Origin of the sequence: Alcaligenes pakistanensis (assembly GCF_014652815.1) — a bacterium.
Taxonomy (GTDB): domain Bacteria; phylum Pseudomonadota; class Gammaproteobacteria; order Burkholderiales; family Burkholderiaceae_B; genus Alcaligenes; species Alcaligenes pakistanensis.
Genome location: NZ_BMZN01000002.1, coordinates 510,077 through 521,733, shown reverse-complemented (window position 1 = coordinate 521,733; position 11,657 = coordinate 510,077). Strand labels below are relative to the sequence as shown.

At 56.7% G+C, this 11,657-nt stretch carries 8 protein-coding genes; 3 read left to right on the top strand and 5 right to left on the bottom strand.

The window, feature by feature from the left end:
• Nucleotides 1-86 precede the first annotated feature (86 nt).
• From IE156_RS07380 to ettA, 3 genes are all read right to left on the bottom strand, one after another.
• Nucleotides 87-314 carry a YMGG-like glycine zipper-containing protein gene (locus IE156_RS07380; RefSeq protein ID WP_189391882.1) on the bottom strand — a complete coding sequence of 76 codons (228 nt, stop codon included), beginning with the start codon at nucleotides 312-314 and terminating at the stop codon, nucleotides 87-89.
• A 124-nt stretch (nucleotides 315-438) separates the two neighbouring features.
• Nucleotides 439-975: an isochorismatase family protein gene (locus tag IE156_RS07375; RefSeq protein ID WP_189391881.1), complete on the bottom strand. Its 537-nt coding sequence runs from the start codon at nucleotides 973-975 to the stop codon at nucleotides 439-441.
• Nucleotides 976-985: 10 nt separating this feature from the next.
• On the bottom strand, nucleotides 986-2,659 hold the full coding sequence (ettA, locus tag IE156_RS07370) for an energy-dependent translational throttle protein EttA (protein WP_189391880.1): 1,674 nt from the start codon (nucleotides 2,657-2,659) through the stop codon (nucleotides 986-988).
• 163 nt (nucleotides 2,660-2,822) lie between these two features.
• Between ettA and IE156_RS07365 the strand changes: the two genes are divergently transcribed.
• On the top strand, nucleotides 2,823-3,320 hold the full coding sequence (locus IE156_RS07365; protein ID WP_189391879.1) for a hypothetical protein: 498 nt from the start codon (nucleotides 2,823-2,825) through the stop codon (nucleotides 3,318-3,320).
• 6 nt (nucleotides 3,321-3,326) lie between these two features.
• Here the strand turns inward: IE156_RS07365 and IE156_RS07360 are convergent, their stop codons facing one another.
• The gene (locus IE156_RS07360) at nucleotides 3,327-4,250 is read right to left on the bottom strand and encodes a glycosyltransferase family 2 protein (RefSeq protein ID WP_373296498.1); all 924 of its coding nucleotides are present in this window, start codon (nucleotides 4,248-4,250) and stop codon (nucleotides 3,327-3,329) included.
• A 247-nt stretch (nucleotides 4,251-4,497) separates the two neighbouring features.
• Nucleotides 4,498-4,626 (bottom strand): hypothetical protein, encoded by a 129-nt coding sequence (locus IE156_RS18485; RefSeq protein ID WP_268248096.1) that lies wholly within the window; start codon nucleotides 4,624-4,626, stop codon nucleotides 4,498-4,500.
• A gap of 225 nt (nucleotides 4,627-4,851) precedes the next feature.
• On the opposite strand from IE156_RS18485, the gene uvrA reads away from it, so the two are divergent.
• Both uvrA and pabB read left to right on the top strand, forming a co-directional pair.
• Nucleotides 4,852-10,566: an excinuclease ABC subunit UvrA gene (gene uvrA / locus IE156_RS07355; RefSeq protein WP_189391878.1), complete on the top strand. Its 5,715-nt coding sequence runs from the start codon at nucleotides 4,852-4,854 to the stop codon at nucleotides 10,564-10,566.
• On the top strand, nucleotides 10,539-11,651 hold the full coding sequence (gene pabB, locus IE156_RS07350) for an aminodeoxychorismate synthase component I (protein WP_189391877.1): 1,113 nt from the start codon (nucleotides 10,539-10,541) through the stop codon (nucleotides 11,649-11,651). Before uvrA ends, pabB begins: the two co-directional genes overlap by 28 nt.
• The last annotated feature ends 6 nt before the right edge of the window (nucleotides 11,652-11,657 follow it).

Sequence of the window (11,657 nt, the reverse complement as noted above, 5' to 3'; positions counted from 1 at the left end):
AAAGCCTCACTATCCCGGAATGCTTATCCCGGGATAGTGAGGCTTTTTGCTCGGTGAGCCTTAAGGCTCACACAAAGCAATAATGTTTAGCGCTTCTTGCCGACCTGATCGCCGATGACACCACCAATTGCAGCGCCACCTACAGTGCCCAGAATGCCGCCATCCGTGATCACAGCACCAGCAACACCGCCCAGGCCTGCGCCGGTGACGGCACCCTTTTGGCGTTTACTCATGCCATCCCAGGAAGAGCAGCCCGCCATCACGATGGCCAGAACTGTGGCCAGACCCACTCTAGTAATAGTAGTCATTTTCATCCGTAAACCTCCGTGAAGTATCCGTGCTCAACACGACATAAGACCTATCTTCGCCCTATGGCGCCAATTAGTCCAGACCCTATTGTTAAGCAACGCAACAGATGTAATTAGCCCACTGATGGATTTATTTGATCAGTGCCAGAATTTGCTTGAAAGCCGGATTGGCCGGTGTCTCCAGCCATTCAAACATCGCCATTTCGGCGCTAACGCGCTCCAGTCCATGCATCGCCCAACGATCCCAGGCCGCTTGTCGGGACTCCGTATGGCGCGAACCAACACAATCGCCCACCAGCACGGGGTCATAGCCATGCTCTTTCAAGCCCAGACCAGTTTGTAACACGCACACGTGAGACTCTGTACCCAGTAACAACACGCGGGTACGACCCACGGGCAAAGCGGGGAAAAAGTCAGGCTCACGCGTAGCATCAAAGTGCGTTTTATGCAGGACTTTGTCTACATGCGGTAGCAAAGCGGGATCTGTTGGGCCGATTTTTCCGGCCCAGTGCTCGGTCGCCAGAACCGGCACCCCTAACAGGCGAGCTGCCTGTGCCAATTTCCCAGCGCGTTCGACCAAGGCTTGATGGTCTGCAATGGCGGGCAATAAACCCGTTTGCATATCAACAATCAAGACGAAAGATTGATGGGCATTCAGCACAGGCATAGCAAGGTCCTTATTTCAGGGATTTGTAGCGGATACGACGAGGCTTGGCAGCATCTTCACCCAAGCGGCGTTTCTTGTCAGCCTCGTACTCCTGATAGTTACCATCAAAGAATACGGCCTGCGAATCGCCCTCAAAAGCCAGGATGTGGGTGGCAATACGATCCAGGAACCACCGATCGTGACTGATCACCATGACCGAGCCGGCAAACTCCAGCAAAGCATCTTCCAAGGCACGCAGTGTTTCCACGTCCAGATCGTTGGAAGGTTCATCCAGCAGCAGCACGTTGCCGCCCGCAATCAGGGTCTGAGCCAAGTGCAATCGACCGCGCTCCCCGCCGGACAGATTACCTACGATCTTGTTCTGGTCTGCGCCCTTGAAATTGAAGCGGCCCAGGTAGGCACGCGACGGCATTTCAAAACGGCCCACAGTCAGCAGATCCGCACCATCGGCAATGGCGTCAAAGACGGTCTTGTCGTTGGCCAAGGCATCACGCGACTGGTCAACATAGGCCAGCTTAACGGTTTGACCCAGCGTGACCGTGCCCGAATCCGGCTGTTCTTTACCGGCCAACATGCGGAACAAGGTCGATTTACCCGCCCCGTTAGGACCAATAATCCCGACAATAGCGCCCGGTGGCACCTTGAAGCTCAAGTTGTCGATCAAGAGACGGTCGCCGTAACCCTTGCTGACGTTTTCAAATTCGATGACTTCATTACCCAGACGCTCGGCCACAGGAATAAAGATTTCCTGGGTTTCGTTGCGCTTCTGGTATTCATGCGAAGACAGTTCCTCAAAGCGAGCCAAACGGGCTTTGGCCTTGGCCTGACGCCCCTTGGGGTTCTGGCGCACCCATTCCAGCTCTTTCTTGATGGTGCGTTGACGAGCGCTTTCCGAAGCCTCTTCCTGCTTCAGGCGATCATCTTTCTGTTCCAGCCAGGAGCTGTAGTTGCCCTTCCATGGAATACCGTGGCCACGATCCAGCTCCAGAATCCATTCGGCAGCGTTGTCCAGAAAGTAACGATCGTGAGTGACCGCCACTACGGTGCCAGGGAACTGGCGCAGGAACACTTCCAGCCAGTCCACACTTTCCGCGTCCAAGTGGTTGGTAGGTTCATCCAGCAGCAACATATCGGGCTTGGACAAGAGCAACTGGCACAAGGCGACACGGCGTTTTTCACCGCCGGACAGATTGGCAATAGACGCATCCCACGGTGGCAAGCGCAGCGCATCCGCAGCAATTTCCATCTGAGTTTCGATGTCGTCAGAGCCGCTGGTGGCTGCCGCCTCAATAATGGATTCCAGTTTGGCCTGCTCAGCAGCCAGAGCATCAAAATCGGCATCCGGCTCAGCGTAATCTGCATAGACCTGTTCCAGACGCTGGCGAGCCTCGAACACTTCACCCAAACCCGCCTGCACGGCATCACGCACGGTGTGTTCAGGGTTCAGCTGGGGTTCTTGAGGCAAATAGCCAATTTTCAGCCCCGCCATGGGGGTGGCTTCGCCCTCGATCTCGGTATCTACCCCGGCCATGATCTTGAGCAAGGTGGATTTACCCGAGCCGTTCAGGCCCAGCACACCAATCTTGGCACCCGGAAAAAAGGACAAGGAGATATTGCGCAGAATCTGCCGCTTGGGCGGCACAATTTTGCCCACGCGGTTCATCGAATAAACGTATTGAGCCATAGAAACCTAAAAAGGAAAAACAGGTCGTGTTCGGAAAACTGGGATTGTAGGCGTTTGACGCCCAAAAGGCGCGCTTCTGTCTTGTAAAGCGAACGGCGCCCGGCCTGAGTGCAGGCCTGTCTCAGGTAATATACTCACTTTATGCTGACAAACCAAAAACACCATGCCCACACCTGAAGCCCCTGACCTTGTATTTACCACCGAAGAACTCGAAACCCTGGGCCGCACTGCCGATGCATTGAGCGCCTATTTAGGCCGTGCTGTCTTGGCTGAGATCGTGGGTGCAGAAGAAACCGGGTTTGAGTGGGTTATCTTTGCCATGCCCCTGGACAAAAAAGAAGACGAAAGCGAGTTTACCGTTGTGCAGGTTGGTGGCGATCAGGCCCGCATCTTGGGTAACCGGGGCGGCCTGGACCCCAAAGATAACGCGGTCTACGCCTGCCGTTACTTGTGGGCCATTCAGCTCAGCGATGCCGAGCCGGTCCGCTTTATCAAAGTGGACGAAGAAGGCGAGGAAGTGGCCTGGACTGAAACACTGGAAGAACTGCTGCCCTTTGCCTTGAGCGAAGATGCCTTTGCGCCCGAAGACGATACGGATGAAGAGGACGACGAGGATGATGACAGCCCAGAACCGGGTGTGACTGGACATACTCTGCACTGATCCCGCTCAGGCTCGCTGTCGGTCACGCAAATACAGCAGCGCACCCACCGGCCACATCAGGCCCACCAAGGCATACGAAGCCAGCCCCTGCAGGCCATAGCCAGCAGGCGGCTTGCGCCCACTGGCGCGCAGATGCAATCCAAACCGTGTATAGCGCGCCGCCGCCATCAAAAAAGCCTTGGGTTCATAGCGAAACCAAGGCAGGCACTTCACCACCGTATCTTCAGCCAATAACCACAAACCTAAAGCATGTTGTTGACTGGTTTTGCCCTGCACAGATAAGGAGTCGGGGCTATTGTGATAGACCCGAAACACAGTATTCACAAAGCGGTTCTTGTAGCCCGCACGGGCAATGGCACGCCACACCAGACTTTCAGGCACAAAGCCCTCGATCTGATCGGGAAAGGGAAACTTGCGTAGTACCGCGGTACTTAAGCAGCCGAACTTCTCCCCGCGCACATGGTAGCGAAAGCTTATATCCAGCGAGCTGGCGTCAAACACATCCTTGGGGAACATATCCCCCACCACCTTGCCGTCGGGGCGCACACACAGGCCGGTAATGCCCGCATAGCCCGCTCGTTCGGACACGGGGATGTCTGCCCAGATCTGCGCCATATCGTAGAGCGCATTCACCACCAGGGTGTCATCACTGTCCAGGGCGACCACCAGTTCGCCCTGAGCCAGGGCCACACCGTGATTAAAGGCGGCTTTCTTATGACGGTTTTCTTGCCAGGCGTAATGAATCGGGAAAGAAGCTTGCTGCTGCCAGCCTTGAACCAGTTCACGCGTGCTGTCTGTGGAGCCATCATCGACCACCACCCACTCAAAGTCCTGGCAGGTCTGTTCGCACAAGGAATGGTAAACACGCTCCAGGGTGTGAGCGCGGTTATAGCTGGGTGTCAGAACGGTGAACAGATGGCGCCATTCCATAATCGGGTGTCCCCAAAATCAGCTGTTTTGATTATTGTTACAGGCCCCTACCTCTGCCTTAATATGACACCATGATAAGCCAAGCTTTGCCTTGTGCAGCGCACTATCTTTCGAGCTATTTCAAGACCCAAAGGAAAATCAAACGCGCACAAAAAAACCACAGGCAAGCCTGTGGTTTTTTTGCTGCTAGGCATGAGTTCAAGCGGGAAAATCAGCTTCCTGCCTGTACTCCGCTTAAGCGAAGCACTTAGACGCGCTTAACTTTTTCCAGCATTTTGAAAACGCCCTTGGGTGCGCGCACAAACAGACGTTTGAATGCTTTGCCCAGGCAACGACGCTCAAGCGTGTTGCGGCGATTGCGTTTGATTTCCGCCATGGTGATCTCCGATCTTAATGTAAGCCCTGCCGGATGATCCCGACAAAAGCGCAATAGCTAACCGTAAATTCTACCGTAATCCGCGTTAAGATACAAAGGCTAGAGTGTGCATCGCTGGCAACACCCTGCTGGCATGTAGCGCTCGCACTGGCGCATAGGGCCTGTTTTACCGGCTCTTTGACCGCCCCTCCCCCACTCTGCCCTCTCCCAAAAGCCGACCTTGCCATGAGCTCAGAAATTCGCATTTTTGGCGCCCGCCAAAATACCCTGAAAAACCTGAATGTACGTATCAAAACGGGCGAGTTACTGGTTATTACCGGCGTTTCCGGATCAGGCAAAAGTTCGCTGGCCTTTGACACCTTGTATGCAGAAGGCCAACGGCGCTACGTAGAAACATTTTCACCCTATGCGCGCCAGTTCCTGGACCGCATGGACAAACCCCAAGTGGATCGCATCGAGGGCATTTTGCCCGCTATTGCTATCGATCAGGTGAACCCGGTACGCAACTCGCGCAGCACCGTGGGTACCATGACCGAGCTGAACGACTACATCAAGCTGCTGTACGCCCGGCTGGGCGAGCTGTACTGCCGCCAGTGCGCCCAACCGGTGCGCCGCGACAATGCCGACAGCATTGCCAGACAGATTCGCAAACTGGCTGCCGATCACGACGACCCGCGTCTGGTCCTGACTTTTCCCGTCAAGGTACCGGCCAACTTCACACAGGAAGAAATTGAGACCCTGCTGCACCAGCAAGGCTATACCCGCCTGCACCATGAAGAAACGCATACCGTCACGGCCAGCAGCACCAGCAGTAAAAAAGGCAAAAGCAGCAAGACGGTCAAAACCGCTCCGGTAGAACAAAAACTGCTTTATGTAACTCAGGACCGCTTCCGCTCCAGTACCGTTGAGCCGGAACGTTTCATGGAAGCCATTGAAGCTGCCCTGCGCCACGGCCAGGGCAAGCTGACGGTCTATGCCTCGGCCAGCGCCGATGGCCCAGAGACGGCCTGGCGCTTTAGCCAAGGCCTGCACTGCGCCCAGTGCGATATTGAGTACAGCACACCCGTTGCCAGCACCTTCTCCTTTAACTCACCTTTGGGTGCGTGTGAGTCCTGCCGTGGTTTTGGCCGGGTCATGGGCATCGATTACGGTCTGGTCGTCCCTGACCCCAGCAAAAGCCTGCTGGAAGGGGCCATTCGCCCGTGGCAGACGGCCAGCTATAAAGAATGTCAGGTCGAGATGGAGCGCTACGCCCCTGCGGCAGGCGTGCGCTTGGCAGTGCCCTGGAAGGATTTGACTCAGGAAGAACAAGACTGGGTGATCAACGGCACCCCAGACTGGAAAGGCGGCAATCAGGCCTGGAAAACTCAGTGGTACGGCGCCCAACGCTTTTTTGACTGGCTGGAATCGCGTGCCTACAAAATGCACGTACGCGTATTGCTGTCCAAATACCGCAGCTACAACACCTGCCCCTCGTGTGCCGGTTCACGTCTAAAGCCCGAAGCCAGCTTGTGGCGCGTGGGCGATCAGGCTGCACCTGCGGATTCGCGCTACCCCCGCTTCATGCCCGTACATTCTCAATGGCTACGCGAACAACTGGACGCCATGCCCGGCTTGAGCGTCCCGGATCTGATGCGTTTACCTATTGAGCACGTACGCAGTTTTTTCCGTGAACTGCACTTTGGCGATGCCCGTGATGCAGCTATCGACCTGCTGCTGAAAGAAACCCTGTCCCGCCTGAATTACCTGTGCGATGTCGGTTTGTCCTATCTGTCTTTGGACCGCCAAAGCCGCACCCTGTCGGGTGGCGAAGTGCAACGTATCAACCTGACCACGGCCTTGGGCACTTCCTTGGTCAATACCTTGTTTGTACTGGACGAGCCCTCGATTGGTCTGCACCCGCGTGACATGCACCGCATTATTGAAGTGATGCACCGGCTGCGAGGCAATGGCAACACCTTGGTCGTGGTCGAGCATGACCCGCAAGTGATGGTAGCGGCCGACCGTATTCTGGATATGGGCCCCGGTCCTGGCGAGCGTGGTGGTCAGATCCTGTTTGATGGCACGCCCAAAGCCCTGCGCGGTGCAGAAACCCTGACGGGTCGTTATTTAAGCGGCGAATTGAGTATTGAGTCGCCCCGCCCCATGCCAGTGGCCGACAACACGCCGCGCCTGCTGCTGGAAGATGTCAGCGCGCACAATCTGCGCCATGTCTCTGTCTCTATTCCATTAGGTCGTCTGGTCTGCGTGACCGGTGTATCCGGTTCGGGTAAATCCACCCTGATTCAGGACGTGCTCTACCCCGCTATTCTGAAGCAACAAGGCAAACCTACCGAAGCCCCCGGCCCCTACGGTGCCTTGCTGGGTGCCGAGCAGATTGCCGAAGTGGTGATGGTAGACCAGACGCCTATCGGCAAAACAGCTCGTTCCAACCCGGCCAGCTATGTCGGTGCCTTCGACCCTATCCGCAAACTGTTCGCCCAGGCTCCACTGTCCAAAGAACGCAGTTACACGCCGGGTACCTTCAGCTTTAATAGTGGTGATGGTCGCTGCCCCACCTGCGGCGGCACCGGCTTTGAACATATCGAAATGCAGTTTCTGTCCGATGTGTACCTGCGCTGCCCTGATTGTGATGGCAAACGCTTCCGCCCCGAAGTGCTGGAAGTGCGTATCGAACACTTTGGTCGCAGTGCTTCGATTGACGAGGTGCTGGACATGACCGTGCATCAGGCCATGGAGTTTTTTGAAGGCCTGCGCGATGTGCAAACCGGTCTGGCTCCGCTGGCCGATGTAGGTCTGGATTACCTGAAACTGGGCCAGCCCGTGCCTACTCTTTCGGGCGGTGAAGCGCAGCGCCTGAAACTAGCGGCCTATCTGGCCCAAGCTTCGCGCACGCGTCTAAGCCAAGTGAAGGTCGCCAAGAAAGGCAATCTTTTCCTGTTCGACGAGCCCACCACCGGCCTGCACTTTGACGATATTGCCCGCCTGATGCGCGCCTTCCGCAAGCTGCTGGCCGCTGGTCACAGTCTGCTGATTATTGAACACAATCTGGATCTGATCCGTGCGGCGGACTGGATTATTGATCTGGGCCCCGAGGGTGGCGAGCACGGCGGCCAATTGCTGGGTGCCGGAACCCCAGCGGACATCATGGCACTAGCGCAATCGCATACCGGCCACGCCCTGAAAGAATACGAGCAGGCCACCATAGGCCAAGGTTCGGCCCTGTTCCAAGAAGCAAGCGTCGATTACAAGGTCAGCGCCAGCGACCATATTGATGGTCAGATTTCCATTCTGAATGCCCGCGAGCACAATCTGAAAAACATCTCAGTCCACATTCCCCACAACACCTTTACGGTGGTGACGGGTGTGTCGGGCTCGGGCAAATCCACCTTGGCTTTCGACATTCTGTTTAATGAAGGCCAGCGCCGCTATCTGGAATCCCTGAACGCGTACGCACGCGCTATTGTGCAGCCAGCTGGTCAGCCCGATGTGGACGCGATTTACGGCATTCCCCCTACCGTTGCTATTGAGCAGCGCACCAGTCGTGGGGGTCGCAAATCCACGGTGGCAACCATGACGGAAATCCACCATTTCCTGCGTCTGCTGTACGTCAAGCTGGCAACCCAATACTGCCCGGACTGCCATGTACCCGTAGCACCGCAAACCGCCGAACAGATCGCGGCCCAATTGCTACGCGATCATAGAGGTGAACATATCGGCCTGCTGGCTCCCTTGGTGACCGCCCGCAAAGGCTATTACACCGACCTGGCCAAATGGGCACAAGGCAAGGGCTACACTCATTTGCGTGTGGACGGCGAGTTCATCCCCGTCAACCCTTGGCCACGTCTGGACCGCTATAGCGAACACACGCTGGAGCTGCCGGTAGCCGATCTGATTATTGACCCACGCAACGAACTGCAGTTGCGCCAAGCCATCCGCGATGCGCTGGAACTGGGCCATGGCTCCTTTAGCGTACTGTCTCCCTTGACGCCATCCGGTGCCATGTCTTTGGACGAACGCCGTTTGGGCAAGCCACTGTCAAACGCCAGCCAGCAACACTTCTCCGTCAAACGGGCCTGCCCGTGCTGCGGTACCAGCTTTCCAGAGCCGGACCCACGCATGTTTTCCTACAACTCCAAACATGGCTGGTGCAAAGACTGCTTTGGTACCGGCCTGAAACTGACCGGCTTCGATCAAGAGCAAACTGGCGAGGAAAATAGCTGGAACAACGGCTATGAAGGCGAAGCGGTAGAGTGCCCTAGCTGCCACGGACAACGCTTGAACCCCGTGTCTTTGGCCTTTGAGTGGCGCGATCAATCCATTGCCAAACTAGCCGGTCTGCCCGTGGATGAAGCACAAATCTTTTTTGGCAGCCTGAACATGAGCGGGCGCGAAGCCGAAATTGCGCGCGACATTCTGAATGAAATCCGCAGCCGTCTGGACTTTATGCACGAAGTGGGCCTGGGTTATCTGGCCTTGGACCGCGCCGCCCCCACCCTGTCCGGTGGCGAAGCCCAGCGTATCCGTCTGGCCGCCCAATTAGGATCAAACCTGCAAGGCGTTTGCTATGTGCTGGACGAACCCACGATTGGTTTGCATCCGCGCGACAACCAGATCCTGCTCAAGGCCATGGCGCGCCTGGAAGGCAATGGCAATACGCTGGTCGTAGTTGAGCATGACGAGGACACCATACGCCGTGCCCAGCACATTATCGATATGGGCCCCGGTGCCGGTAAGCGCGGCGGTGAGGTCATCGCCCAAGGGACACTGGCAGAAATCGAGGCCAATCCTAATTCGCTGACAGGTCGCTACCTGCGCGAACCGCTTAAACATCCTATGCAGGCACGCCGTCCGGTACAGGCCGATGCGCCCATGCTGACTGTTCACGGTGCCAGCCTGCACAATCTGAACAAGGTCCAGGCCGGTATTCCGCTGGGCAAACTCAGTCTGGTAACGGGGGTATCGGGTTCCGGTAAATCCACCTTTGCCCGCGACGTAATGCTGGATAATCTGCAGCGTGTCGTTGGCAGTAAAGAAACGCCAGTATGGCAAGGTTGCTCCAGCATCAGCGGCTGGGAAAGCCTGGATCGCGTGCTGGAAGTGGATCAAACCCCGATCGGAAAAACACCCCGCTCTTGCCCGGCCACCTATATCGGCTTCTGGGACGAGGTGCGCAAGCTGTTTGCCAACACCAACGATGCCCGCTTGCGCGGCTGGAGTGCCACACGCTTCTCCTTCAATACGGGCGATGGTCGCTGCCCCTTGTGCGAAGGCCAAGGCATGCGCACTCTGGAAATGAGCTTCCTGCCCGACGTTAAGGTGCCTTGCGATGCCTGCCACGGCAAGCGTTTCAACCCTGAAACCCTGTCTGTAACGTGGCGGGACGTGTCCGTTGGCCAGCTTTTGCAAATGGATGTGGATGAAGCGATTGAATATTTTGCGGCACATCCTAAAATACTGCGCCCCCTGCAGCTGATGCAAAGCGTGGGCCTGGGCTATCTGACCTTGGGCCAACCTTCCCCCACCCTGTCAGGTGGTGAAGCGCAACGCGTCAAGCTGGTCAGCGAACTGGTCAAGGCCCGTCTGGACGAAGGCCTGACCCGTACTGGCCGCGCCTACAAGGCTCCCCACACGCTGTATGTGCTGGACGAGCCCAGCGTGGGCCTGTCCATGGCCGATGTGGAAAAGCTGATTGTGGTGCTGCACCGTCTGGTCGATGCCGGCCATACCGTGCTGGTGATTGAACATAATCTGGATTTGATTGCCGAAGCAGATTGGATTGTCGATCTGGGCCCTGAGGGCGGCTCGGGCGGCGGCAGACTGGTGGTGCAAGGCACCCCGGATCAGGTACAGGCCAACCGTGCCTCGCATACGGGCATGGCTTTGGCGGAATTTTTAAAGGAACACGGCGCATGTATGGCCGATTTGAAGACAGACTAAAAGGCTATGCGCTGGAAATGCAGGGCTACCTGGGCCATATCCAGGCCCGTAGCCCTGACGAGTTAAGTACTGCTTTTGAAAACATCGAACAAGCCAGGCAAGCCGGCCATTGGGTGGCCCTGGCGCTAGACTATGAGCTGGCCGAACTGTTTGAGCCCCGTCTACCGGCCCGCGAGCCTGCGCTACACGCGCCCCTGAATGCGCTGGTGTTTGAACAAGCCCAGGAAGTCGCCTTGTGGAACAATCCGGCGGCACCTGAGCTGAAAGTCAGTCTGCAGATCAACCAGCAAGAATACAAAGACGCCCTGGCCCAGGTCCAAACTGGGCTGCAAGCCGGGGATTTCTACCAGATCAACTACACCATGCCCCTACAGATCCAGTCAGGCATGGCACCGCGCGATCTTTATACCGCGCTGGCGACCCGCCATCCAGTCGCCTACGGCGCCTATCTGGATTTAGGTAATCGCCATATTCTGTCGTTATCACCAGAGCTGTTTCTGGAAAAACGCGGCAGTCGCATTCGCACCCGCCCCATGAAAGGCACGCGCCCGCGCGATACCGATCCAGTGCAGGATCAGCAAAACGCCCAAGAGCTGCAAAACAGCCTGAAAGACCGGGCCGAAAACCTGATGATTGTGGATTTGCTGCGCAATGATTTGGGCCAGGTGGCCCGCACAGGCACCGTGCAAACCACCAGCTTGTTCGATGTAGAGCAATATGCCTCGGTCTGGACCATGACGTCCAGCATCCAGGCCGACCTAAACCCGGACTGCAGCCTGGAGACGCTGCTGCGCGCCTTGTTCCCTTGTGGTTCTATTACGGGCGCACCCAAGCTGGCCGCCATGCAATGCATACGTCGTCTGGAACAACATCGACGCGGCATTTACTGTGGCTCGGTCGGCTACCTTAGCCCCCAGGGTGATGTGTCCCTGAATGTCAGCATCCGCAGCCTGGAGCTGAACAATCAAGGTCAAGGCACCTTTGGCGTGGGTGGTGGCATTGTGCTGGACTCCGAGCCTGATCAGGAATGGCTGGAGTGCCTGTGGAAAGCACGCGTGCTGCAAGCCCCCGTAACACTGACTTAAAGGCAG

Coding starts and splice junctions, on each gene's coding strand:
- IE156_RS07380 (WP_189391882.1), bottom strand. CDS start 314: ATGAAAATGACTACTATTACTAGAGTGGGTCTGGCCACAGTTCTGGCC.
- IE156_RS07375 (WP_189391881.1), bottom strand. CDS start 975: ATGCCTGTGCTGAATGCCCATCAATCTTTCGTCTTGATTGTTGATATG.
- ettA (WP_189391880.1), bottom strand. CDS start 2,659: ATGGCTCAATACGTTTATTCGATGAACCGCGTGGGCAAAATTGTGCCG.
- IE156_RS07365 (WP_189391879.1), top strand. CDS start 2,823: ATGCCCACACCTGAAGCCCCTGACCTTGTATTTACCACCGAAGAACTC.
- IE156_RS07360 (WP_373296498.1), bottom strand. CDS start 4,250: ATGGAATGGCGCCATCTGTTCACCGTTCTGACACCCAGCTATAACCGC.
- IE156_RS18485 (WP_268248096.1), bottom strand. CDS start 4,626: ATGGCGGAAATCAAACGCAATCGCCGCAACACGCTTGAGCGTCGTTGC.
- uvrA (WP_189391878.1), top strand. CDS start 4,852: ATGAGCTCAGAAATTCGCATTTTTGGCGCCCGCCAAAATACCCTGAAA.
- pabB (WP_189391877.1), top strand. CDS start 10,539: ATGTATGGCCGATTTGAAGACAGACTAAAAGGCTATGCGCTGGAAATG.